The 23,433-nt window shown below is 68.8% G+C and carries 26 protein-coding genes; 19 read left to right on the forward strand and 7 right to left on the reverse strand.

Features of this window, described 5'->3' with window-relative positions:
- The first annotated feature begins 3 nt into the window (after positions 1–3).
- Complete coding sequence (locus tag ACMGER_RS16980; RefSeq protein ID WP_436813342.1) at positions 4–1,158, forward strand: DUF1501 domain-containing protein; 1,155 nt, start codon at positions 4–6, stop codon at positions 1,156–1,158.
- A 179-nt stretch (positions 1,159–1,337) separates the two neighbouring features.
- Here the strand turns inward: ACMGER_RS16980 and ACMGER_RS16985 are convergent, their stop codons facing one another.
- Positions 1,338–1,664 carry a hypothetical protein gene (locus tag ACMGER_RS16985; protein WP_436813343.1) on the reverse strand — a complete coding sequence of 109 codons (327 nt, stop codon included), beginning with the start codon at positions 1,662–1,664 and terminating at the stop codon, positions 1,338–1,340.
- 208 nt (positions 1,665–1,872) lie between these two features.
- Between ACMGER_RS16985 and argS the strand changes: the two genes are divergently transcribed.
- From argS to tatC, 8 genes are all read left to right on the forward strand, one after another.
- Positions 1,873–3,603, forward strand: coding sequence for an arginine--tRNA ligase (argS, locus tag ACMGER_RS16990; protein ID WP_436813344.1), 1,731 nt, complete (start codon positions 1,873–1,875; stop codon positions 3,601–3,603).
- A complete protein-coding gene (locus ACMGER_RS16995; RefSeq protein WP_436813345.1) occupies positions 3,600–4,328 on the forward strand; it encodes an SPOR domain-containing protein in 729 nt (242 codons plus the stop codon). Before argS ends, ACMGER_RS16995 begins: the two co-directional genes overlap by 4 nt.
- A 604-nt stretch (positions 4,329–4,932) precedes the next feature.
- Entirely contained in the window at positions 4,933–5,937 is a 1,005-nt protein-coding gene (gene nagZ, locus ACMGER_RS17000) for a beta-N-acetylhexosaminidase (RefSeq protein WP_436813346.1), read from the forward strand.
- A gap of 18 nt (positions 5,938–5,955) precedes the next feature.
- Positions 5,956–6,684, forward strand: coding sequence for a segregation and condensation protein A (locus ACMGER_RS17005; RefSeq protein ID WP_436813347.1), 729 nt, complete (start codon positions 5,956–5,958; stop codon positions 6,682–6,684).
- Complete coding sequence (gene scpB, locus ACMGER_RS17010; RefSeq protein WP_436813348.1) at positions 6,681–7,256, forward strand: SMC-Scp complex subunit ScpB; 576 nt, start codon at positions 6,681–6,683, stop codon at positions 7,254–7,256. The genes ACMGER_RS17005 and scpB overlap by 4 nt, the downstream gene beginning before the upstream one ends.
- A 27-nt stretch (positions 7,257–7,283) precedes the next feature.
- Positions 7,284–7,508: a twin-arginine translocase TatA/TatE family subunit gene (locus ACMGER_RS17015; RefSeq protein ID WP_436813349.1), complete on the forward strand. Its 225-nt coding sequence runs from the start codon at positions 7,284–7,286 to the stop codon at positions 7,506–7,508.
- 58 nt (positions 7,509–7,566) lie between these two features.
- A complete protein-coding gene (tatB, locus tag ACMGER_RS17020; protein WP_436813350.1) occupies positions 7,567–7,971 on the forward strand; it encodes a Sec-independent protein translocase protein TatB in 405 nt (134 codons plus the stop codon).
- Entirely contained in the window at positions 7,968–8,747 is a 780-nt protein-coding gene (gene tatC / locus ACMGER_RS17025) for a twin-arginine translocase subunit TatC (protein WP_436813351.1), read from the forward strand. Before tatB ends, tatC begins: the two co-directional genes overlap by 4 nt.
- Positions 8,748–8,785: 38 nt before the next feature.
- On the opposite strand, the gene ACMGER_RS17030 is transcribed toward tatC, so the two are convergent.
- The 3 genes from ACMGER_RS17030 to ACMGER_RS17040 form a co-directional block, all read right to left on the reverse strand.
- Complete coding sequence (locus tag ACMGER_RS17030; protein ID WP_436813352.1) at positions 8,786–8,920, reverse strand: entericidin A/B family lipoprotein; 135 nt, start codon at positions 8,918–8,920, stop codon at positions 8,786–8,788.
- 261 nt (positions 8,921–9,181) lie between these two features.
- A complete protein-coding gene (locus ACMGER_RS17035) occupies positions 9,182–10,753 on the reverse strand; it encodes a sensor histidine kinase (protein WP_436813353.1) in 1,572 nt (523 codons plus the stop codon).
- Between the two features lie 10 nt (positions 10,754–10,763).
- Positions 10,764–10,931, reverse strand: coding sequence for a NepR family anti-sigma factor (locus ACMGER_RS17040; RefSeq protein WP_436813354.1), 168 nt, complete (start codon positions 10,929–10,931; stop codon positions 10,764–10,766).
- A 240-nt stretch (positions 10,932–11,171) separates the two neighbouring features.
- Here ACMGER_RS17040 and ACMGER_RS17045 point away from each other — a divergent pair, with 240 nt between their 5' ends.
- The 3 genes from ACMGER_RS17045 to ACMGER_RS17055 all read left to right on the forward strand — a co-directional run bounded on the left by ACMGER_RS17045 (position 11,172) and on the right by ACMGER_RS17055 (position 12,880).
- Positions 11,172–11,975 (forward strand): response regulator, encoded by an 804-nt coding sequence (locus ACMGER_RS17045; protein WP_436813355.1) that lies wholly within the window; start codon positions 11,172–11,174, stop codon positions 11,973–11,975.
- Between the two features lie 43 nt (positions 11,976–12,018).
- The gene (locus ACMGER_RS17050) at positions 12,019–12,165 is read left to right on the forward strand and encodes a hypothetical protein (RefSeq protein WP_436813356.1); all 147 of its coding nucleotides are present in this window, start codon (positions 12,019–12,021) and stop codon (positions 12,163–12,165) included.
- 79 nt (positions 12,166–12,244) lie between these two features.
- Positions 12,245–12,880, forward strand: coding sequence for a sigma-70 family RNA polymerase sigma factor (locus ACMGER_RS17055; RefSeq protein WP_436813357.1), 636 nt, complete (start codon positions 12,245–12,247; stop codon positions 12,878–12,880).
- Here the strand turns inward: ACMGER_RS17055 and ACMGER_RS17060 are convergent.
- Positions 12,864–13,055: a hypothetical protein gene (locus ACMGER_RS17060; RefSeq protein ID WP_436813358.1), complete on the reverse strand. Its 192-nt coding sequence runs from the start codon at positions 13,053–13,055 to the stop codon at positions 12,864–12,866. The genes ACMGER_RS17055 and ACMGER_RS17060 overlap by 17 nt on opposite strands.
- A gap of 69 nt (positions 13,056–13,124) precedes the next feature.
- Between ACMGER_RS17060 and ACMGER_RS17065 the strand changes: the two genes are divergently transcribed.
- The 6 genes from ACMGER_RS17065 (at position 13,125) to xth (ending at position 19,542) form a co-directional block, all read left to right on the forward strand.
- Entirely contained in the window at positions 13,125–15,794 is a 2,670-nt protein-coding gene (locus tag ACMGER_RS17065) for a bifunctional [glutamine synthetase] adenylyltransferase/[glutamine synthetase]-adenylyl-L-tyrosine phosphorylase (RefSeq protein ID WP_436813359.1), read from the forward strand.
- Complete coding sequence (locus tag ACMGER_RS17070) at positions 15,794–16,258, forward strand: peroxiredoxin (protein WP_436813360.1); 465 nt, start codon at positions 15,794–15,796, stop codon at positions 16,256–16,258. The genes ACMGER_RS17065 and ACMGER_RS17070 overlap by 1 nt, the downstream gene beginning before the upstream one ends.
- Positions 16,255–17,049, forward strand: a complete 795-nt coding sequence (locus ACMGER_RS17075) for a ferritin-like domain-containing protein (protein ID WP_436813361.1) — start codon at positions 16,255–16,257, stop codon at positions 17,047–17,049. Before ACMGER_RS17070 ends, ACMGER_RS17075 begins: the two co-directional genes overlap by 4 nt.
- A 112-nt stretch (positions 17,050–17,161) precedes the next feature.
- Entirely contained in the window at positions 17,162–18,355 is a 1,194-nt protein-coding gene (locus tag ACMGER_RS17080) for a M23 family metallopeptidase (protein WP_436813362.1), read from the forward strand.
- Between the two features lie 61 nt (positions 18,356–18,416).
- A complete protein-coding gene (gene erpA / locus ACMGER_RS17085; RefSeq protein WP_436813563.1) occupies positions 18,417–18,758 on the forward strand; it encodes an iron-sulfur cluster insertion protein ErpA in 342 nt (113 codons plus the stop codon).
- A gap of 10 nt (positions 18,759–18,768) precedes the next feature.
- On the forward strand, positions 18,769–19,542 hold the full coding sequence (gene xth / locus ACMGER_RS17090) for an exodeoxyribonuclease III (RefSeq protein ID WP_436813363.1): 774 nt from the start codon (positions 18,769–18,771) through the stop codon (positions 19,540–19,542).
- Between the two features lie 253 nt (positions 19,543–19,795).
- Here the strand turns inward: xth and ACMGER_RS17095 are convergent, their stop codons facing one another.
- Positions 19,796–20,947, reverse strand: coding sequence for a GNAT family protein (locus tag ACMGER_RS17095; protein WP_436813364.1), 1,152 nt, complete (start codon positions 20,945–20,947; stop codon positions 19,796–19,798).
- A gap of 120 nt (positions 20,948–21,067) precedes the next feature.
- Between ACMGER_RS17095 and ACMGER_RS17100 the strand changes: the two genes are divergently transcribed.
- Positions 21,068–22,177 (forward strand): fatty acid desaturase family protein, encoded by a 1,110-nt coding sequence (locus ACMGER_RS17100; protein WP_436813365.1) that lies wholly within the window; start codon positions 21,068–21,070, stop codon positions 22,175–22,177.
- Positions 22,178–22,336: 159 nt separating this feature from the next.
- Here the strand turns inward: ACMGER_RS17100 and lptG are convergent, their stop codons facing one another.
- Positions 22,337–23,428 carry an LPS export ABC transporter permease LptG gene (lptG, locus tag ACMGER_RS17105; protein WP_436813564.1) on the reverse strand — a complete coding sequence of 364 codons (1,092 nt, stop codon included), beginning with the start codon at positions 23,426–23,428 and terminating at the stop codon, positions 22,337–22,339.
- Between the last annotated feature and the right edge of the window lie 5 nt (positions 23,429–23,433).

The following is a 23,433-nucleotide window of genomic DNA, read 5'->3' on the forward strand; positions in this document are numbered from 1 at the left end:
CAGATGCTCGTCACCCGCCGCCGTTTCGTCTCCTGGGGCTCCGCCGCCGCGCTGTCGGCGCTGGCGCCGCGCATCGCCTTCGCCGCGGCGCCGACCGACCGGCGCTTCGTCTTCATCATCCAGCGCGGCGCCGCCGACGGGCTCGGCACGCTGGCGCCGGTCGGCGATCCGGCCTTCGCCCCCGCGCGCGGGCCGCTGGCCGAGGACTTCGCGATGGGTGCCAAGCTCGACGGCATGTTCGCGCTGCATCCTTCGCTCGCCGGCGTCGCCGGGCTCTACAAGGGCGGCGAGGCGCTGTTCGCCCACGCGGTCGCCTCGCCCTATCGCGACCGCTCGCACTTCGACGGGCAGAATGTGCTCGAGACCGGCGGCGCCAGCGCCTATGCGGTCAAGGACGGTTGGCTCAACCGCCTGCTCGGCGTGCTGCCCGAGCCCGAGAAGCGCGGCATGGCGATCGCCGCGACGGTGCCGATGGCGCTGCGCGGCAAGGTCGACGTGGCCTCCTATGCCCCTTCGGCGCTGCCCGATGCCTCGGACGACCTCATCGCCCGCGTGACCACGCTCTACGCCAGCGACCCGCAGCTCCACGAGCTGTGGGAACAGGCGGTCGCGACGCGCCAGATCACCGGCGACCTCGCCGCCAACAACGGCCAGAACGCCGCCGCCACCGGCGCGCTCGCCGCCAGGCTGATCGCGCCCGCCGATGGCGCGCGGGTGGCGATGATCGAGACCGGCGGCTGGGACACCCACGCCGGCCAGCGCGGCCGCCTCGCCGCGCAGTTGAAGGGTCTCGACGCGATGATCGGCGCGCTCAAGGCGGGGATGGGCCCGCTGTGGCCCGACACGATGGTGCTGGTCGCGACCGAGTTCGGCCGCACGGTGGCGGTCAACGGCACCGGCGGCACCGATCACGGCACCGCGTCGGCGGCGATGCTGTTCGGCGGCGCGGTGAGGGGCGGGCGGGTGATCGCCGACTGGCCAGGCCTCGCCCAGGCCAATCTCTACGAAGGCCGCGATCTCAAGCCCACCACCAGCCTCGACGCCTTCATCGCCGGCGCGGCGGCCGAGCATTTCGGCATCGAACCCGCACAGATGGCGAAGGCGCTGTTCCCGAGCGTCGGACCGGTGAAGCCGGTGGAAGGGCTGGCGCGGGCCTAAGGCCCCGACACAAGCGAGTGAATCGTGCTCCTGCGAAGGCAGGAGCCCTGGATTACAGGGGTGCCGCTCGCGGCCTGAGCTCCTGCCTTCGCAGGAGCATTGAACCGCTTCGAGCTTGGAATCGAGAAAGGGCGCGGCCATGACAGCCGCGCCCTTCTTCACGCAAACAACCGGCGGGATCAGTCGCGCGCGGCGGTCTCGACGCCCGTCGAGCCCGCGGCCGCGAACTGCGCGTGGCGGGCGGCGCCGCGGCTCTCGGCGACAGTGAAGGCGACCGGCTGGCCGGCGACGTCGCCGCTGACGCGGCCGCCCCGCACGATCAGGCGGAAGTCGCCGCCGGGCTGGGCGCGGCCGACGAGCACGGTGTTGCCGGCGGCGTCGGTCTCGGTGTTGTAGGTGTAGGTGCGGCCGTCGAGGCGGAAACTGTTGGCCGGCTCGCCGGCGAAGGCGCTGGTGGCGCCGAGGGCGAGGGTGGTGGCGAGGGCGAGCTTGAAGAACTTGGTCATGACGTAACCTCCCGTTGGAAAACGCAGGCCGTCAGCACCCCCTCCGCAGCGTCTCTGTTGCGATGCACAATTTATATTGCGATGCACAAAGTTCCGTCAAAATCATTGGTTGCGATCGCAGTTGCATCATATGCAATCGACGGCGCCTCGTGACCTCGGACCCTGAAGCCGCTAAGCGGCGCCACTTCCTTATCCATTGGATCCAGCGATGACCCTCTACGCCCGTTTCGCCGCCCATCTCGATGCCGCCCTCGACGCGCTCGCCGCGTCGGGCGCGCTGCCGGCGGGGCTGGAGCGACGCGGGGTCACCGTCGAGCCGCCGCGGGACACCTCGCATGGCGATCTCGCCACCAACGCCGCCATGGTGCTGGCCAAGCCCGCCGGCACCAACCCGCGCGCGCTCGCCGAGGCGCTGTCGGCCGAGCTGGCCAAGGTACCAGGCGTCGCCGGTGTCTCGGTCGCCGGCCCCGGCTTCATCAACCTGACGCTCGACGACGCCACCTGGCGCAGCGAGCTGGAAGCGATCCACGCCGACGGTGCCGACTACGGCCGCTCGCGGGCAGGCGAGGGGATCACCGTCAACGTCGAATATGTCTCGGCCAACCCGACCGGCCCGATGCACATGGGCCATTGCCGCGGCGCGGTGGTCGGCGACGCGCTCGCCAGCCTGCTCGAGGTCGTCGGACACAAGGTGATCCGCGAATATTACGTCAACGACGCCGGCGGCCAGGTTGACGTGCTCGCCCGTTCGGCGCACCTCCGGTACCGCGAGGCGCTCGGCGAGGCTGTCGGCGGGATCCCGGAAGGGCTCTACCCCGGCGACTATCTGGTCCCCGTCGGCCGGGAGCTCGCCGCCGAGTTCGGCGACCGCTATGTCGGCAAGCCCGAGAGCGAATGGCTCGCCATCTTCCGCCAGCGCGCGGTCGCGGCGATGATGACGCTGATCAGGGCCGACCTCGCGCTGCTCGGCATCCACCACGACCGCTTCGCCTCCGAAGCCGAGCTCCAGGCCGAGAAGAAGCCCGAGGCGGCCGAGGCGTGGCTGCGCGAGCACGACCTCATCTACGACGGGATGCTCGAGGCGCCCAAGGGCGAGACCCTCGAGGATTGGGAGCCGGTCGAGCTGCCCCTGTTCCGTGCGACCCGCTTCGGCGACGACCAGGATCGGCCGATCAGGAAGTCCAACGGCAGCTGGACCTATTTCGGTGCCGACCTCGCCTATCACTGGCAGAAGGCGCAGGACGCCGACCAGCTGATCGACATCTGGGGCGCCGACCATGCCGGCACCGTCAAGCGCATCGTCGCGGCGGTGCAGGCGCTGACCGACGGCAGGACGCGGTTCGACGTCAAGCTCGTCCAGATGGTCCGCCTGCTGCGCGCCGGCGAGCCGGTCAAGATGTCCAAGCGCGCCGGCAACTTCGTCACGCTTGCCGATGTCGTGCGTGAAGTCGGCAAGGACGTGGTCCGCTTCACCATGCTGACGCGCAAGGCCGACGCCCAGATGGACTTTGATTTCGCCAAGGTGGTCGAGGCGTCGAAGGACAATCCGGTGTTCTATGTCCAGTATGCCCACGCCCGCGTCCATTCGCTCCACCGGCGCGCGGCGGAGGCGGGGCTGGTGCTGCCGCCCGCCGACCTGTCCCGTCTTGATACGGTGGAGCTCGGCCTGGTGAAGCTCGCCGCCCAGTTCCCGCGCGTGGTGGAGGCGGCGGCGGCGGCGCGAGAGCCGCACAGGATCGCCTTTTATCTCTACGACTTGGCGGCAGAGTTTCACGCGCTGTGGAACATGGGCAACGGCGATCCGTCACGCCGTTTCCTGCTCCCGGATGATACAGCGCTCTCCGCCGCGCGGCTTTCCTTGGCCGATGCGATCGGGCAGATTATCCGCAACGGCCTGGCGATCATGGGCGTGGAGGCTGTCGAGGAGATGGGCGGATGACCACCGCGGACGAGGCGGAAGGCTATCGCGAGGAGGATCGGCTTCCCTGGCTCGAATCCGCCGAGGAGGACTATCGTGAGGGCCCGTCGATCTCGCGCGTGATCGCCGCGATCATTCTCGGCCTGATGCTGCTCGCGGTCGCGATCTACGGCTACAACTGGTGGCGCAACCATCGCACCACGGGCGGCACCGGCGAGCTGATCAAGGCGCCGCCCGGCGACTATAAGGTCAAGCCCGACCAGCCCGGCGGCATGAAGGCGGACGGGGAGGGCGACACCGTGTTCGCCACTTCCGAAGGCAGCGCCGCCAACGGCGCGATCGACACCGGCGCGGTGCCCGAGACGCCCGTCGCCGGCAGGACCGCGACCGCGCAAGGCCAGAGCACGCAGGGCACGGCCAGGGTGGTCGCGGCGGTTCCGCCGTCGGGCGGCACGCTCACCGCCAGGACGCCGACGATGCCGACGCTGCGCGCGAGCGGCGGGGGCGGGCACGGCTCGCTGGTCCAGCTCGGTTCCTTCCCGAGCGAGGCCGCGGCCAACGCCGCCTGGGCGCAGCTCTCGAAGCGCATCACCTACCTCGCCCCGCTCGGCAAGTCGGTCGAGAAGGCGGAGGTCAACGACCGCACCGTCTACCGCCTCCGCGTCAACGCCGGCAGCGCGGGCGCGGCTACGGCGCTGTGCGGGAAGCTCAAGGTCGCCGGCGAGGCGTGCTTCGTTCCGAATTAGGGGGATCGACATCGACGCACCTCGCGCGGCTAAGTCTTAAGCCCCTCCCCTTCAGGGGAGGGGTTGGGGGTGGGGGTGTGCCGTCTCACCGAGCCTGCGCTTGTGGAGAGCCCCCACCCCAACCCCTCCCCTGAAGGGGAGGGGCTAAATTGCTGAGTGTCGATCCGCTCTCGGACGAATAGTCTAGTCGCCCTTGCAACGTAGGATTCCGCCTGCTTGGCTCGCTCGGTCCGGTCCGCTCGAGCGCCGGTCCGCTCTTTAACCTCGTCGATCTCGCCCATGCCGCGCCACTGTCGCGTTAGTGTCGCCTCGGTGTCGCGTTCGCGCCGCGTCGCTGTCGCGCCTGTGTCGCATTGCTGTCGCGTCCCTGGCGCGTTGCCGCCGCGTCCCCGCCGCATCCGCGCAGCGTCAAGACGGATCGGCTCGCAAACACGTGACCTGAGTCAATTTAGTCAACTTTTTTGGAGTTCCCGGCACCGGAGACCTCGTCTGGACGGGGCCCGTTTCTACCCGTGACTTTCGTGACCTTCGACGGTTTTCCGCCACTTTTCACGCCTGTCCGATGAGCTTCGACAAGCCCGCCGCGACCGGCTAGGGAAACGGCATGAAGCCCGTCATCTACGGCCTGTCCGGCCCGTCGCTCACCGCCGACGAGCGCGCCTTCTTCGCCGCCGCCGAGCCCGCCGGCTACATCCTGTTCAAGCGCAACACCGTCGACCGCGCCCAGGTCCGCGCGCTCACCGACGAGCTGCGCAGCCTCGCCGGCCGCGACGACCTTCCCATCCTGATCGACCAGGAGGGCGGCCGCGTCGCCCGCATGGGCCCGCCCGAATGGCCGGCATTTCCCGCCGCCGCCGCCTTCGACGCGCTCTACGACACCGCGCCGATGTCGGCGATCGAGGCGGTCCGCTCCAACGCCCATGCGCTCGGTCTGATGCTGGCCGAGGTCGGCATCACCGTCGATTGCGCGCCGCTGCTCGACCGCCGCTTCCCGGAGACGACGACGGCGATCGGCGATCGTGCCTTCGGCGGCGATGCGATGCAGGTCGCCGCGCTCGGCCGCGCAGCGCTGGAGGGGCTGGCGCGCGCCGGCGTGGTCGGGGTGATCAAGCACATGCCGGGTCACGGCCGCGCAGCGGTCGACAGCCATCACGAGCTGCCGGTGGTCGACGCCGACGATGCCGCGCTCGAGGAGGACATCCGCCCGTTCCGCACGCTCGCCGCCTCGGCGCCGATGGGCATGACCTGCCACGTCGTGTTCAAGGCCTGGGACCCGGACCGCCCCGCCACGCTCTCGCCGACGGTGATCCACGAGGTCATCCGCGGCCGCATCGGCTTCGACGGCCTGCTGATGACCGACGACATCGACATGAAGGCACTGTCCGGCACCGCCGGCGAGAAGGCGGCGGCGGCGATCGCGGCGGGCTGCGACATCGTCCTCGACTGCTGGGGCCGCATGGACGAGATGGTCGATATCGCCGAGCGTCTCGGCGATATCGCGCCCGAGAGCCGCGCCCGCCTCGACCGCGCCATGGCCAGCGTGTCGCGGCCCGACGGCGACTTCGGCGAGCTGATCGCGAAGCGCGACGAATTGCTGGCGCTCGCCTGACCTGCTTTACTGCACCGGATGAGCGATCCCGACACGCTGACGCTCGACCTCGACGGCTGGGAAGGTCCGCTCGACCTGCTGCTCGCGCTCGCCCGCAACCAGAAGGTCGACCTCAAGGCGATCTCGATCCTCCAGCTCGTCGAGCAGTATCTCGCCTTTATCAACGCCGCGCGGGACCTCAAGCTGGAGGTCGCGGCCGACTATCTGGTGATGGCGGCCTGGCTGGCCTATCTCAAGTCGGCGCTGCTGCTGCCCCGCGATCCCGAGGAATCGCCCAGCCCCGAGGAGTTGGCGCTCCGCCTCCAGCTCCGCCTCGAACGGCTGAACGCAATGCGCGAGGCGGGCGGCCGGCTGCTCGCCCGCGACCGGCTCGGCCGCGACGTGTTCCTGCGCGGGGCGCCGGAGGGCCTGCGCACCGTCCGCAAGGCGCTCTGGGAGGTCGAGATCTACGACCTGATCGCCGCCTACGGCCGGGTCAGCGCGCGCACCCGTCCGGTGATGCACGTCGTCGCGGTCCGCGACGTGATGACGCTGGAGGAAGCGATCGAGCGCGTCTCGACGCTGATCGGTGCCGCGATCGACTGGGCGACGATCGAGAGCTTCCTGCCCGAGGAAGCGGATGGCAGCTACCGCAAGTCGGCGCTCGCCTCGAGCTTCGTCGCCGCGCTCGAGCTCGCACGGCAGGGCAGGGTGGAGCTCCGCCAGAAATCCCCCTTCGCCCCGCTGTACCTCAGGGCGCTGGCATGACGCCGCCCGACGACCTTGCCCGCGCGGTCGAGGCGGTGCTGTTCGCATCCGAATCGCCGCTGACGGTGGCCGACATCCGCCTCCATCTCGGCCCGGAGGCCGATGTGCCCGCAGCGCTGAAGGCGCTGGCGGAGGCCTATGCCGGCCGCGGCATCGAGCTGGTCGAGCGTGGCGGGCGCTGGCACTTCCAGACCGCGGCCGATCTCGCCCATCTCCTCCGCCGCGACCGCGAGGAGCCGCGCAAGCTCAGCCGCGCGGGCATCGAGACGCTGGCGATCATCGCCTATCACGAGCCGGTCAGCCGCGCCGAGATCGAGGCGATTCGCGGCGTCCAGACCGCCAAGGGCACGCTCGACGTGCTGATGGAGGCGGGCTGGGTGCGTCCCGCCGGCCGCCGCGAGGTGCCCGGGCGGCCGCTCATCTATGCGACGACATCCGCCTTTTTGAGCCATTTCGGCCTCGTCAGCCGCCGTGATCTGCCGGGCATCGACGACCTCAAGGCTGCCGGCCTGCTCGATCCAATCGACCTGGCCCTGGAGAATGCCGTGGAAAAGGACGCCGAGGACGACTAGATAGGTTTCGGCACAAGGAGATTTTCGATGGGTGGTTTCAGCCTGATGCACTGGCTGGTGTTCGGCGTGATCGCGATCCTCGTCCTCGGCGGCGGTCGCTTCTCGAACATGATGGGTGACGTTGCCAAGGGCATCAAGAACTTCAAGAAGGGCATGGCGGAGGAAGACGAGCCGACGCGGATCGAGGGGCAGCGCGCTGCTCCGGAGCCGTCGTTTAGCTCCGAATCCGAGCGCGTCCGCAAGGAGCGCTGACCTTTCCCTCTTAGGCCTGGAGCGCGCCGGCCCCGGTCGGCGCGCCGCGGACGGTTGAATGTTCGACATCGCGCCTTCCGAATTCCTGCTCGTCGCGATCGTCGCGCTGCTCGTCATCGGTCCCAAGGACCTGCCGAAGGCGATGCGCTTTGCCGGCTATTGGGTCGGCCGCGCGCGCGGCGTCGCCCGCCAGTTCCGCTCCGGCTTCGACGCGATGGTGCGCGAGGCCGAGCTCGCCGAGATGGAGAAGAAATGGGCGGAGGAGAATGCGCGGATCATGCGCGAGCATCCGCTCGATTCGTCGACTCCTGCCTTGCCGGCGCCCGTCGAGGCCGAAGCGACCGCGTTGCCTTCCGTCGATGAGGTGCCCGAGCCGGCGATAACCCCGATGCCCGAGATCAAGCCCGAGCCTTCCGATGCCCCCGAGCTGCCGCTCGGCGAACCGCGCAAGACCGCCCCGTGAACGACATCGACGACACCCAGGCCCCGCTGCTCGACCATCTGATCGAGCTCAGGCGTCGCCTGCTCTATTGCGTGGTCGCGCTGGTGCTGTGCTTCGGCGCCTCATTCTATTTCGCGCGCGAGATTTTCTCCTTCCTGGTCCAGCCGCTGGTCCATGCCGGCCAGAACAAGGTCATCTTCACCCAGATTTTCGAGGCGTTCTTCGTCCAGGTGAAGGTCGCCTTCTTCGCGGCGATGATGATCTCCTTCCCGGTGATCGCGAACCAGCTCTGGCAGTTCGTCGCCCCCGGCCTCTACCGCAACGAGAAGCGCGCGCTGCTGCCCTTCCTGATCGCGACGCCGGTGCTGTTCATCGCTGGCGCGGCGCTTGCCTATTACATGGCGATCCCGATCGCGCTGCACTTCCTGCTGAGCTACCAGGGCGATCTCGGCGGCGTGCAGCAGGAAGCGCTGCCGTCGGTCGGCAATTATCTGTCGTTCGTGATGCAGTTCCTGTTCGCGTTCGGGCTCGCCTTTCTGCTGCCCGTCGTGCTGATGCTGATCGAGCGTGCCGGCATCGTCACTCGTAAGCAACTGGTGAGCGCGCGCCGTTACGCGATCGTCGCGGCGTTCGGTCTGGCGGCGGTGCTGACGCCGCCGGATATCGGCTCGCAGCTCCTGCTCGCGATTCCCCTGGTGCTGCTCTATGAGCTTGCCCTGATCGGCATCTGGTTCACCGAACGCCAGCGGCAGCGTGAAGCCAAGCGAGCCGAGGCGACCGAGGCTTCCAAGGCGTAGAAAAGGGCCGCGCGGTCGGCGCGGCCCCGTTCATCAGGTCACTTCGAATCGTCGGCGGTCTTCGCGACCGTGTCGCCGGCGGAGGAGACGTCCTTGCCGACACCCTCGACGGTGTTGCACGCACCTAGCGCCAGGACGGCGGCAAGGGCGAAAGCGGCGGTAATCTTACGCATGTCGGCACTCCATGAGCGGTGATTGCGCGAGTGAAATGATCGACTCGGGAATTTCGTTCCCGACGTGCGGTGAACGTGGTGAAGATCAGGTTGTTCGGAAAAAATGTTAGGCCCGGAAGCGTCACCGGGGGGGGGGGAGGTAGACGCTTCCGGGCCCATGTCTTGGATAGCGAGAGCGGGGGGGCAAAAGGTCACTATCCGATGCGCAGAACGCTTCCCATGACCCCCGGTTCCCGCCTTCTGAAAAAATTTTGATGCCGCTCAGTCACGGCCGGTAATGGTGATCGCGATCTCGAACGCACCGGTCAGCGGTTCGTGATGAAGCGGCGAGCGCAGTTGGCGGGAGAGGCCCTCGATCACCCGTCCGTAGCGTTCCGCAATCGCCTTGCGCAGCCCTTCGGTTTCGATCAGCGCGGGCGAGCTCACGCGGATGAGGGCGTGGGTTTGATCCTCGCCGGGCTTCACCGAGATGCGGAGCTGCGCCGCGGGGCTGGCGCCCATCGCCATTTCCACGAGCTCGGTGATGAGGAAGGCGACCGCCACCGCAGTATCCTGCGAGACGAGATAGGGATCGATCTCCAGCGCCAATCCGAAGTCGCGGCTGCGGCCGCTCGCCGTCGCGCGGATATTGGCCGCCAGCTCGCTGATCACCGATCTGAGGCCCAGTCCGCGATTTTCCTCGAGCTCCGCGAAATGGTGGCGATGCACCACCGCGAGCGCGTCGACGCGGCGCTGGATCGCGGCATAGGCGGCGGTTGCCTCGGCATCCACGGCGCTGCGCGCGTGGAAGTTGATCAGGCTGGTGATGACCTGGAGGTTGTTCTTGACGCGGTGATGGACCTCGCGCGTGAGCTTGGTCTGACGCGTCAGGCCCGCGGCCAGATCGGATTCATGGTCCCTGATGGTGCGGGTCAGGTCGGCGAAGGTGTCGCCGAGGTCGCGGATCTCGTGCGCCGGAATCGCGCCGAACTCGCCCGGATCGAATACGGTGCCTGGCGTATAGGCGCCGACCCGTGCGCGCAACCGGCGGAGCGGCCGGATCAGCAGCCGATCGACCACGAACCAGCCGATCCCCGCTGCGGCCGCCCACATCAGCACCGGCAGCAGCATCGCCGCCAGCACCGCCGAGGTGATCGGCGCGCTGTCGACCTCCATGTGCAGCACGAGCCGATCGAGCCCGATCGGGCTGTTGTCGCGCTCGCGGCGAGAGAGCATGGCGCCCGAAAGCTGGCGCAGGTCCAGCGTGTCCTCGTCGCGGACCAGCTTGGTGCCATAGGCACGCAGGAAGCCGCTCGGGCGGGCGATGTCGGCGAGATAGGCGGTCGGGAAGAAGGCGGTCGCTCGCGCCGTGCCGCTCCCGCCGGTGACGCCCAGCACCAGTCCGTCCCGCAGCAGTTGAACCGCAACGGCGTTCGGGCCAGGCTTTGGAGCCTCGGCCTCGATGGGCCCACCGCAGCGAAGCTGCCCCGTGCGGTCGATCACGGCATAGCGGGCGCCGGCGGGAAGGCTGGGAGCGAACACGCCGCGTGTCCTCGCGCAGACCGCGGTGTCGCCCGGATCGGCTTCGATCGCCGCCACCGCCGATCGCAGCGCATTGGCGTCGCCGACCAGCTCGATCGCGAGCGAGCGCGCCGCCTCGCCGGTCGCGACCCGCAGCGCGGCGCGGTTCTCGACGTCGGCGGTGCGCGTGGTCTGCAGCGCGGCGAACACCGCGATCAACGCGAGCGGCAACAGCGCCGCGCTCAGGATGAGGAACAGCTTGGCGCCTGTCGGCATCCGCGCCAGTGCTGGCAATGCGCGGTCGCCCTCAGGGGGACCGGTAACGTCATCCATCCGCCGGCGGCTACCCCAGCTTGTTCAACAGGTCGAGCATTTCGTCGGGAATATTCTCGGAAACAGCATCCTGGTAGACCGCGCGCAATGCCTCGCCCACGCTGCGGTCGTCTCGCTTCTGCTTCCGCTCTCCCTTCTTTCGCATCTTCGGGTCAGAATCGGTCTTCTCAGAACGCACGTCTTCCCCCCTCCGGGCCCGGCAGGGCCGGGGAACATCAAGGCTCAGGCATTCGGGTAAACGCCATTGCCGCCGCGCACAACGCGATCGTGGGCGAACGGTGAAACCAAATACCGCTTCGATTGTTCCCAAGGGCGGCGCAAAATGCGGGGAGGGGCCTTCTCCCTTGTGCCGAAAGATTTAAGCTGTCGGGCGGATGGCCCCGCACGACAGGGCTTTACGACGGAGAAAAACGCCGAAATGTCGCTTGGACAGCAGCTTGCGCCGCATCTCCCCTTCCTGCGGCGCTACGCCCGCGCGCTCACCGGCAGCCAGTCCGAGGGCGACCATTATGTTCGCGCCACGCTGGAAGCGATCGTCGCCGCGCCGGAGGAATTTCCGCGCGACGTCGATCCCAGATTGGGACTCTATCGCACTTTCCAGGCGATTTGGGGTTCGACTCACCCGGAGGACGGCCGCGTGCCGGAAGTTGCGCCGGAGAGCGATCACGAGGCGATCGCCCGCGCGCGACTCGCCCGGATCGCCCCGGTTTCCCGCCAGACGCTGCTGCTGACGGCGATGGAGGGGTTCACCACGGAGGACGCCGCCTATCTGATCGACAAGACGCCGCAGGAGGTCGACGGACTAGTCGCCGCCGCGCTGGCCGAGATCGAGAAACAGACCCGCGCCCGCGTGCTGATCATCGAGGACGAGCCGATCATCGCGATGGACATCGAGGCGATCGTCCGCGACCTCGGCCATGAGGTGACCGGCGTCGCCGTCACCCGCGACGAGGCGGTGGCACTGGCGATGGAGGACCGGCCGGGCCTGGTGCTCGCCGACATCCAGCTCGCCGACGACAGCTCGGGCATCGACGCGGTCAAGGACATCCTGGCCGAATTCAGTGTGCCGGTGATCTTCATCACCGCCTTCCCGGAACGGCTGCTGACCGGTGAGCGGCCCGAGCCGACCTTCCTCATCACCAAGCCGTTCCAGCGCTCGACCGTGAAGGCGGCGATCAGCCAGGCACTGTTCTTCGACCAGGCGACCGTGCCGGCAAATTGACCCAAGTTACGGAGCCAAAACGGTTCTCAGGTGTTGAGGGGGCATGGCTGACGAAATCGACCAAGACGGAGTGCAGCACGTCGACGCCGAGCGCGCCCGCGCCGGCGCGACTCCCGGCATGACCCGCTACATCCTGGGCATTTCGCTTGCCCTCCTCATCATAATCTTCGCCATCCTCGTGCTCCGCTGAGCGAGACCCATCGGGCGCCCCCCTCCTCGCAAAATCCATCAGCGTGCCTATGTTCAGCGCGACTCAAGAACGGATCACGATGACCGAGCGTGACGATATCGCCGACGACACCGCCGGGCCGGCTGCACCGCACGTCGCACTCGCGGATCCCGAGTTCAAGGAGCAGCTCGCCCAAGTGATCCCGCACTTGCGCGCCTTCGGTCGTTCGCTTTCGGGCAGCCGCGACCTTGCCGACGATCTCGTCCAGGAGACGCTGCTCAAGGCGTGGGCCGCGCGCAAGCGTTTCCAGGCCGGCACCAACATGCGCGCCTGGACCTTCATCATCCTGCGCAACCTCTATCTCAGCCAGATGCGCCGTGCCCGCTTCAAGGGCGAATGGGACGACCTCGTCGCCGACCGGCTGCTCGCCGCGCCGGCCAGCCAGGACCGTCACGTCGAGCTGACCGACATGCAGCGCGCGCTGCTCCACCTGCCGCAGCCGCAGCGCGAGGCGCTGATCCTCGTCGGCGCGGGCGGCTTCGCCTATGAGGAAGCGGCCGAGATCTGCGGCGTCGCGGTGGGCACGATCAAGAGCCGCGTCGCACGCGGCCGCGTGGCGCTCGAATCGATCCTCAGCGAAGGCAAGCTGCCGTCACGGCGCGAGCACGAGGCCGGCGGCCAGTCGGCACTCGACACGATCATGGGTGAGGTCGACGAGCTCAGCCGCGACGGCTGAAGCCGTTGCCGACGTCGCTGCCATCGAGTCGGCTGAGCAGCGCCGCGAGGTCGTCGGGCATCCCGAGATCGCGTTCATAGGCCTCACGCAGGGCGACCCCGATCGCATCGCCGGCGCGCGGCCGTTCGACGACCGTCGCCTCGTTGCGTGCGGAGTGGCCGAGCATCTGAGTCATGCGCCTAAAACCAACGAGGTACGGAATTGTTGCTTGACTTGATCCCGGCGATCGACCGTCAAGCGGGCGATGTCGGATACAGGATACAGGATCGAGCACGCGCTCGCCCGCGCCGCGGCGGAATCGCCGTTTCTTTCAGGGCTGATCGAGCGGGAACGGGCACTGGTCGACGGCGTGGCGCAGGCGCTCGCCGATCCGCTCGCAACGGCGGCGATCGGCGATCCCGACATGTCGGTCGGCCGCCGGCTGCGGCTCGAGCGACGGCGGCTGGCACTGATCGCGGCGATCGGCGATCTCGCCGGCCTCTACGATCTGACCCGCACCACGCAGACCCTGACCGCCTTCGCCGACCATGCGCTCGACAGTGCCATTGCTGCGGCGATCCGTGAGCGCGTGCCCGACGCTCCGCCGGCGGGGCTCGCGGCGATCGCGCTCGGCAAGCAGGGCAGCCGCGAGCTCAACTATTCCTCCGACATCGATCCGATCCTGTTGTTCGACCCGGCGACGCTGCCGCGCCGCGAACGCGACGAGCCGGGCGAGGCGGCGGTGCGGATCGGGCGGCGGGTGGTCGAGCTGCTGCAGACGCGCGATGGCGACGGCTATGTGCTGCGTGTCGACCTGCGCCTCCGGCCCTCGCCGGAGGTCACGCCGATCGTGCTGCCGGTCGAGGCGGCGATCTCCTACTATGAATCGCAGGCGCTGCCGTGGGAGCGGGCCGCGTTCATCCGTGCCCGCGCCGCGGCCGGCGACGTCGCGCTGGGCAAGGCGTTCCTGGCGACGATCCGCCCGTTCGTGTGGCGCCGCGCGCTCGATTTCGGGGCGATCCGCGAGATCCGCGGCATCTCCGCCCGCATCCGCGACCATCATGTGCGCGGGCAGGTGTTCGGGCCGGGCTATGACCTGAAGCGTGGGCGCGGCGGCATTCGCGAGGTTGAGTTCTTCGCCCAGATCCACCAACTCATCCACGGCGGCCGCGAGCCGGCGTTGCGCACGCCGGCGACGCGCGATGCGCTGGCGCGGCTGGCGGAGGCGGGGCGGATCGACCCCGACGAAGCGGCGGCGCTGTCGGAGGCCTATGCGCTGCTGCGGACGATCGAGCACCGCGTCCAGATGATCGACGACCGGCAGACCCATGCCTTGCCGGAAACGGGCGAGGGGCTCGACCGCGTCGCGCGGTTGCACGGCCTCGCCGACGGAGGCGAACTGCTCGATCTGCTCCGCCCGCACGTCGAGCGGGTCGAGCGCATCTACGGCGCGCTCGACGGCGAGGGTGCACCGCAGCTTCCCGGCGGCATCGAGCCGCTGGCCGCCACCGGCTTCGCCGATCCGGCGGCGGCGGCGCGGCTGATCGCGACGTGGCGGTCGGCGACCTATCCGGCGCTGCGCAGCGCGCCTGCCCAGGCGGCGCTGGAGGCGGTGCTGCCGGCACTGGTCCGCGCGCTGGGCGCGGCGCCCGACTCCAATGCCGCGCTGATCCGCTTCGACGCGATCCTCGCGCGGCTGCCCAGCGCGATCAACGTGCTCCACCTCGTCGCGGCGCGGCCGCCGCTGCTCAAGCTGCTCACCACCGTGCTCGCCTATGCGCCGACGCTGGCCGACGCGCTGGGGCGGCGGGCCGAACTGCTCGACGGCCTGCTCGACGCCTCCGCGCTCGACCCGGTCGGGGAGGTCGACGCGCTCGCCGCGGAGATGGCGGCGCGCGAGGCGGGGGACGATTACCAGCGCCTGCTTGACGGCGTGCGCCGCACGGTCGGCGAGCGCCGCTTCGCGCTCGGTACCCAGATCGTCGCCGGTACCAGCGACCCGCTCCAGGTCTCGGCCGGCTATGCCCGGGTAGCCGAGGCGGCGGTGGACGTACTTGCCGCCGCCACCGCCGGGGAGTTCGCCGTGCGCCACGGCCGCGTGCCGGACAGCGAGCTGGTGATCCTGGCGCTGGGGCGGATGGGCGGCGCGGCGCTGACCCATGCCTCCGACCTCGATCTCATCTATCTGTTCACGGGAGATTTCGCCGCCGAGTCGGATGGGGAAAAGCCGCTCGGCGCAGTGCTTTACTATAATCGCCTCGCGCAGCGTGTCAGCGGCGCGCTGTCGGTGCCGACCGCGTCGGGGCCGCTCTACGAGATCGACACGCGCCTTCGCCCCTCGGGCACGTCGGGGCCGCTGGTGGTCTCGCTCGACGCCTTCGACCGTTATCAGCGCGAAGCCGCCTGGACCTGGGAGCACATGGCGCTGACCCGCGCGCGCCCGGTCTTCGGCTCGGCGCAGGCGCGGGCCGAGGTGAGCACGATTATCGCCCGCGTCCTCGCCGGCGACCGGCCCGAGCGCGACATCGTCGCCGATGCCGCCAAAATGCGCATCGAGATGGCCACCCACAAGCCGCCGGCGGGGCCGCTCGACGCCAAGTTGCTCGACGGCGGGCTGGTCGACCTCGAGTTCGTCGTCCATGTCGCGCAGCTCACCCGGCGCACCGGCTTCGACCCGCACCTCGGCCGCGCGATCGATCTGCTGGTTGAGGCCGGGCACCTGCCGGGCGAGTTGCGGGCGGCGCACGACTTCCTCACGCGCCTGCTGGTGACGATGCGTCTCGTCGCGCCGGATTGCCAGCCGCCGCCGCTCGCGACGCAGGCGCTGGTCGCGCGCGCCTTGTCGCTGCCCGACTGGGCGGCGGTGCTTGCAACGCTGGAGGGCACCCGGCAGAGCGTGCGTGCGGCATGGAATTCGGTGATCGGAGAACGGTGATGGCGATCGAAGAAGGCGAGCGGCTCCCCGACCATGAGCTGATCGGCAGCGACGGCGCACCGCTGCGGCTCGCCGGCTTCGTCGGCAAGCCGCTGGTGCTCTATTTCTATCCCAAGGACGACACCACCGGCTGCACCCGCGAGGCGCAGGACTTCACGGCGCTGATGTCCGAGTTCGAGGCGGCCGGCGTGCAGGTTCTCGGCGTCTCCAAGGATACGCCGGCAAGTCATAAGAAATTCACCAAGAAATTCGACCTGACGGTGCCGCTCGCGAGTGATCCTGATGGTGCTTTGATCGAGGCGCTCGGCGCATGGGTCGAGAAGTCGATGTATGGCCGCCGCTTCATGGGGATCGAGCGCGCGACCTTCCTGTTCCGCGCCGACGGCACGCTCGCGCGGGCTTGGCGCAGGGTGAAGGTCGCCGGGCACGCCGCCGAGGTGCTGGCGGCCGCGCGCGTGCTGTGACCGGCGTCGCCGAAGCCGCGCGGGCGGTGCTGCTCACCGCCGATCCGTACGCCAAGGTCGCCGCGGCGCGCAAGGCCGCGCGCGACTGGCGGCTGGGACGGCTCGATCATGCGTTCGACGTCACCATGCCGGAGCGTCCGGCGCGGCCCGCCGAGCCCGAGCTGCTGCCCCCCAACCGGATGCCGAAGCGCCGCCGCGCCGGCTCCGAGCGCAGCCGCATCGCCATGATCCACGCGCTCGCGCACATCGAGTTCGTCGCGATCGACCTGGCGTTCGACCTGATCGGGCGGTTCGGGGCGCATTTCCCCCGCGGCTTCACCGACGACTGGATGCGGGTCGGCGCCGACGAGGCGATGCATTTCGCCCTGCTCGACCGGCGGTTGAAGGCGCTCGGCAGCCGTTACGGCGCGATGCCCGCGCACGACGGCCTTTGGGAAGCGGCGGAAGCGACCGCGCGCGATCCGCTGGCGCGGCTGGCCGTGGTGCCGATGGTGCTGGAGGCGCGCGGACTGGACGTGACACCGGGGACAATCGTGCGGTTCGAGGAGGCAGGGGATCATGCCACCGCGCGCATCCTCAGCCGCATCGTCACCGACGAGGTCCGTCACGTGCGCGCCGGCACGCGCTGGTTCGAATCAGCCTGCGCGGAAAAACGAATCGTATCCGAAACGACGTGGCAACGCCTTGTTTCTCAGTATTTTCGGGGCGCGTTGAAACCTCCGTTCAACGACTCGGCGCGCAACTCAGCCGGTCTGACGCGGGAATATTACGCACCTATTGCCCAGCGCTGAGCGGTCGAGCAACAACCCTCAACGTCTTGGTGCGGAGGGGGTTCCACACGGGACAGGACGAATCGCCATTCGGGCTGCCGGCCTGAGGGGCTTTCTTTTGTTGCGGGGATCGATGGTCGCTACAGCCCTCCGGAATGTCTCGAGCCGCATCGATCGGGTGCGGTCGCTCTTCACCACCCGCGACTTCATCTTCCACGACGGTAAGGCGCTGCGCCGTTTCAGCATCTCCGGCCGTGCCCAGGCGCTGCTCGCCGGCACCGCCGCCGTCACGCTCGCCTTTTCCGCCTATGGCGTCGCCTCGGCCGCGGTCGGCGCGGTCGTTGCCACCGGCATCGCCGGCGTGCCGGCCTCGCCCGAGGCGCGGATGATCCGTATGCGCGCCGAGATGATGGCGATGCAGGCCGACGTCGCCGCGCTCAAGCTCGCGACCCGCGTCCATGCCGCGCGCGTCGAGCAACGCCAGGCGCTGATCGCGGCGGTGCTCTCCGGCAAGGGCGATCCCGAGAAGCTCATCGCCGCCATCCAGCCGGTTTCGGTCGATGACGGGAAGAATTCGGTGCTGGCGCCGTTGCAGCGGATCGAAGCGCGTCAGGTCGCGCTCGCCCGTGCCGCACAGCGCGCGACCGAGGAGCGGCTGGCGATGACGACCAACCATCTGCGGCGCCTCGGCATCGGACCCGAACGCTTCGTCAGCGGCGGCATGGGCGGGCCGTTCGAGGCGGCCGACAGCGCCGATGCGGCGGCGGAGATCAACACCGCCGCCGATTCCGACGTGCAGTTCAAGACGCTGTTCCAGACGTGGAAGAAGCTCGACACGCTCGAGCAGGGCGCGATCTCGATCCCGTCGATGCAGCCGGTGCAGAACCTGAGCTTCACCAGCAACTTCGGCATTCGGTCCGATCCGTTCCGCGGCGTCGCCGCGATGCATGCCGGGGTCGACATCCCCGGGCCGATCGGCACGCCGATCTACGCGACAGCGGACGGCATCGTCGCCCGTGCCGGCCGCGCGTCGGGCTATGGCAATCTCGTCGAGATCAACCACGGCAAGGGCATCGAGACCCGCTACGGGCATATGTCCAAGATCCTGGTGACGCCGAATACCCGCGTGAAGCGCGGTCAGCTCATCGGCCTGATGGGCTCGACCGGGCGGTCGACCGGCAGCCACCTCCATTACGAGGTTCGCATCGACGGCCGCGCGGTCAATCCGGTGCCGTTCCTGCAGCCGTCGAGCACGCTTGTCGCGATCCAGGCGCGCGCCGCGCACGGGCAGCAGGTCGCGATGGGTGGGCCGGCGACCGGCAACTGATCGGCCGAAACTGAACGGGCTGCCGGTTGCCGCCGGCACCGGCGTCGCCTATCTCAGCGTCATGGTCACGCTCGCCGCTTCCGAGATCGGACTTACTTCTGCCGCCGCGGCACGCGTCGCGGCGATCGCCGAACGCCAGGGCAGGCCCGCGATCCTGCGGCTGTCGGTCGAGGGGGGCGGGTGCTCGGGCTTCCAGTACCGCTTCGACCTCGCCGATGCGCCGGAGGGCGACGACACGATCGTCGAAACCGATGGCATCCGGCTGGTGGTCGATGCGATCAGCCTCGACCTCGTGCGCGGCGCGGAGGTCGATTTCGTCGAGAGCCTCGGCGGCGCGGCGTTCCGCGTGAACAATCCCAACGCCGCCTCGGGCTGCGGCTGCGGGTCGAGCTTCTCGGTCTGAGCGGCGTCGCTTGAAGATCGTCAGCTACAACGTCAACGGCATCAAGGCGCGGCTCCCGCGCCTGATCGAGTATCTGACCGAGCAGCAGCCGGATGTCGTTTGCCTCCAAGAGCTGAAGGCCGCCGACGACGGCTTTCCCGAGAAGGAGGTCCGCGACGCCGGCTATGGCGCCGTATGGCACGGGCAGAAGGGCTGGAACGGCGTCGCGGTGCTCGCCAGGGGCGCCGACCCGGTCGAGCGCCATCGCGGCCTCGCCGGCGAGCCGGAAGACGAGCACAGCCGCTATCTCGAGGCCGAGGTGAACGGGGTGGTGATCGCCTCGATCTACCTCCCCAACGGCAATCCCGCGCCCGGCCCCAAGTTCGATTACAAGCTGCGCTGGATCGGCCGGCTAGCGGCGCGGGCGCGCGAGCTGCTTGCCGAGGAGCGGCCGGTGGCGCTCGCGGGCGACTACAACGTCATACCCAACGATGACGACGTCTTCTCGGTGCGCGCGATGCAGTCGGACGCGCTGATGCAGCCCGAAAGCCGGCAAGGATACCGCGCGCTGCTGGCGCAGGGGTGGACCGACGCGCTGCGTACCCAATATCCGCGCGGCGGCGTGTGGACCTTCTGGGATTATCAGGCAGGTGCGTGGCAGCGCGACGCGGGGTTCCGCATCGACCACCTGCTGCTGAGCCCGATGGCAGCCGACCGCTTCCACTCGGCCGGCGTCGACAAGGATTATCGTGCCCGCGAGAAGGCGAGCGACCACGCCCCGACCTGGGTGAGGCTGCGCCAATAGCGGGCGCATCGGGATAGAGCCGCGCCGAACGTCCGTCTCGGTCCCACCAACTGCACATCACATCTGTAAACGGCCGCCGTGCCGAGACCCGCTATTGCGTCAGGCAGCAGTTGACCGGTTCTCGCCTGCCCAAACGCAGGTGCCTCACGCGTGAGCAATGGATCGCGACCGAGAACTTCGATCCGCTCACCACGGAACGATCCAAGCGATGACGTGACCGTACGTGGCGGCGCGAATGCGTCGCCGCCGGCCGTCACAGGTCCTTGCCGTAGATCTGATAGATCTTGTTGACCTTGCTATCGATCGTCTCGGCGATCGATCGCATTCCCTGGTTATCGTCGAGGATCCAGCCGATCTCGCCTCGGCTCGCGCCATAGCGGGCGACCGAGGCACGGCGGATATATTCGATCATCATGAAGGCGAGCTGGCTCGCCATGCGCGACGCCTGCAATTCCTTGCGCACGCCCATCAGCGGCACCCGCATCGTCCGCACGCGCGGCCGGCGCAGCCACAGCAGCAGCTTCGCCCAGCCGAACGGGAAGAGATTGCCGTTCAGCGGCTTGATCGCCTCGTTGAGGTCGGGAAGCGTGATCATGAACGCGACCGGGCGGCCGTCGAGCTCGGCGATGCGGATCAGGTCGTTGAACACGATCGGCTTCAGCTTGACGCCGACGTCCTTGATCTCGGGCGGCGTCAGCGGGACGAAACCCCAGTTGTCCGACCAGGCATCGTTGAGGATGTCGAGGATGATCGCCGCTTCCTGGTCGAACTTCGACTTGTCGACCTCGCGGATGCGGATGCGCTCGTTGCGCTCGCCGGACTTGATGATCCGCTCGACGATCGGCGGGAAGCCCTGCGTGATGTCGAGCTCATAGGTGAGGAGCTGCTTGACCGGCTGATAGCCGGCGTCTTCGATCCAGCCGCGATATTCGGGCTTGGCGTGGCCCATCATCACCGTCGGCGGGTGGTCGTAGCCCTCGATCAGCAGGCCGGGCTCTTCCCACACCGACATCGAGACGGGACCGAGCGCGCGTTTCATGCCTTGCTCGCGCAGCCATTTCTCGGCGCGGGCGATCAGCGCGCGGCCGATCTCCTCGCTCTCCGCCTCGAACAGACCCCACTGGCCGACGCCTGGCCCGAAGCCCTGCTCGGGCGGCTGCTTAAGCGCCAGCGTGTCGATGTGCGCCGAGATGCGGCCGACGACGTGCCCGCCCTGCTCGGCGAGGAACAGCTGCGCCTTGGCATGGCTGAACCAGCCGTTCTTCTCCGGAGTGATCAGGCCGAGCGCTTCGGACTTGAGCGGCGGTATCCAATTGGGATCGTCGGCATAGAGGCGGAAGGGCAGGTCGACGAAGGTCTTGCGATCGGCCTTGGTCGTGACCGGCCGGATGGTGAGCGAGGACATTGCTGGAGCCGCCGGAGCTAGGTTGTGTGGGGCCGTGAAGTCCCGCCTTGGCGGCGCGCTGTCAAGCCGCCCCTGTTGTTGCCTACATATAGCCACTATCTGAGGGCAATGCCCCAGGCGATGAACAGCTCGATCACCCTCGACCGCGCGTCCGCGGCGCCCGCGCCCAAGGCGGCCGCCCCGGCGCGCGTGGTCCGCGCGCCCGACGACAAGACGCTGCTGCGCGCGGCGGCGGAGCTTTCGCGCGACCTCAACCAGCCCAAGCCCGTGGTCTACTGGACCGATATGCTCGCATCGGTGCTGGTCGGCTATGCCGCGCTGGCCGGTGCGATCCTGGCGCCGTCGGCCGGCTGGGCGATCGTCGCCGGCGTGGTGGCGGTGCTCGCGCTCTATCGTGCGGCGAGCTTCATCCATGAGGTCAGCCATATCAAGCATTCGGCACTGCCCGGCTTCCGGCTCGGCTGGAACCTGCTGGTCGGCATCCCGCTGATGGCGCCGTCGTTCATGTACGAGGGCGTCCACAACCTCCATCACGCGCGCACGCGCTACGGCACGGCCGAGGATCCCGAATATCTGCCGCTCGCGCTGATGAAGCCGTGGACGGTGCCGCTGTTCGTACTGGTGTCGGCGCTGGCGCCGGTCGGTTTCCTGATCCGCTGGGGCGTGCTGTCACCCCTGTCGGTGCTGTTCCCGCGCCTGCGCGCGCTCGTCGTTGCCCGCTATTCGGCGCTGGCGATCAATCCTTCGTTCGAACGCCGCGCGCCCGAGGGCGAGGTGAAGACGCTGTGGCACCGGCTGGAAGCGGCGACCAGCGTCTGGGCGATCGCGCTGATGGTCGCCGCGGCGACGGGCGTGCTGTCGCTCCGTGCCTTCCTGATCTTCCTGGCAGTGATCTCGGCGGTGATGGTGATCAACCAGGTCCGCACGCTCGTCGCGCACCTGTGGGAGAATGACGGCGAGCCGATGAGCGTGACCGCGCAGTTCCTCGATTCGGTCAATGTGCCGCCGCCGGCGCTGCTGCCGTTCCTGTGGGCGCCGGTCGGCCTGCGCTACCACGCGCTGCATCACCTGCTGCCGGGACTGCCCTATCATGCGCTGGGCGAGGCGCACCGCCGCCTGTCGGCGGCGCTCGACCCGCAGTCGCCCTATCACAAAGCCAACTACCGGGGACTGCCGGGCCTGCTCGACCGGCTGGTGCGCAGCACCTTCGCCGTCTCAACCCGCCGCTGACCTCACGTCATCCCGGCGAAAGCCGGGATCTCAGAGCCTGTTTGGAAAAGCGGGCCGGTGCCGCCGAAATGCGCCGTCTGGCGCATTTCCAAACAGGCTCTCAGGCCGTATTGCACCCCCGCACGAGATTCCGGCTTTCGTCCGGGATGACGTAGGAGCTTATTCCTCCGTCCTGACCAGCACCGCCTCGCCGACCAGCAGGAACAGCAGGAACGGCGCCCAGGCGGCGAGGAAGGGCGGGTAGGCGCCGAGATTGCCCATCGCCAGCGCGAAATTGTCGGCGACGAAATAGGCGAAGCCCAGCGCCATGCCGATCACCGCACGGATGAACAGCTTGCCCGATCGCGCGACGCCGAACGCCGCAACCGCCGCCAGCAGTGGCATCAGCACCGATGAGAGCGGGCCGGACAGCTTGTGCCACAGCGTGCCTTCGAGCGCTTTGGTCGGCCGCCCGGCCGCCCTGAGGTCGCCGATTGCCGACGACAGCGCGCCGAACGACATGCCGTCCGCATCGATATTGGCCAGCGTGAACTGGTCCGGCCGCACGCCGTCGCCGACGTGGAGGCTGCCGAGCGGAGTGATCGTGCCCTGCGCGACGTCGAAGCGGCGGGCATTCTCGATCCGCCAGCCCTTGCCCTCGCGCCGGCCGCTGTCGGCGGTGATGATCGCGGTCAGCGATCCGCCGCTGCGCTGATAGGCGGATATCCCGGCGAGCTGCACCGCATCGCCCTTGCCGCGTACCTGCTGCACCTGGATCAGGCTGTCTTCGGCGCGCACCCAGACGTTGCTGCGCTCGCCGCGGTCGACCGGCAGCGGGCCGTAGTCGACGCGCTGCCACTGGCCGAGCGTCGCGGTGGCGCGGCTCACCACGCGGTCGTTGAACACGAACGAGATGGCGGCGACGCCGATGCTGGCCACGATCAGTGGCGCCAACACCTGATGCGCCGACAGGCCCGAGGCCTTGAGCGCGATCACTTCCGAATTCTGGTTGAGTGTCGACAGGGTGATGATCGTGCCGAGCAGCACGGCGAAGGGCAGGAACTGCGCGATGATCTGCGGCACGCGCAGGCTGACATATTGCAGGATCTGCGCCTGCCCGTTGCCCGGATGGGCGAGGATGTCGCCGGTTTCGGACAGGAGATCGAGCGCCTGCAGCACCAGCACGAGCGCGAACAGGATCGCGAAGGTGCGCGTCAGGAACAGCCGCGCCATGTAGAGCGTAACCGTGCGCGACGGGAAAAAACTGGGCATGTTGT

It is taken from the genome of Sphingomonas astragali (assembly GCF_051400615.1).
In the GTDB taxonomy this organism is placed as follows: Bacteria; Pseudomonadota; Alphaproteobacteria; order Sphingomonadales; family Sphingomonadaceae; genus Sphingomonas.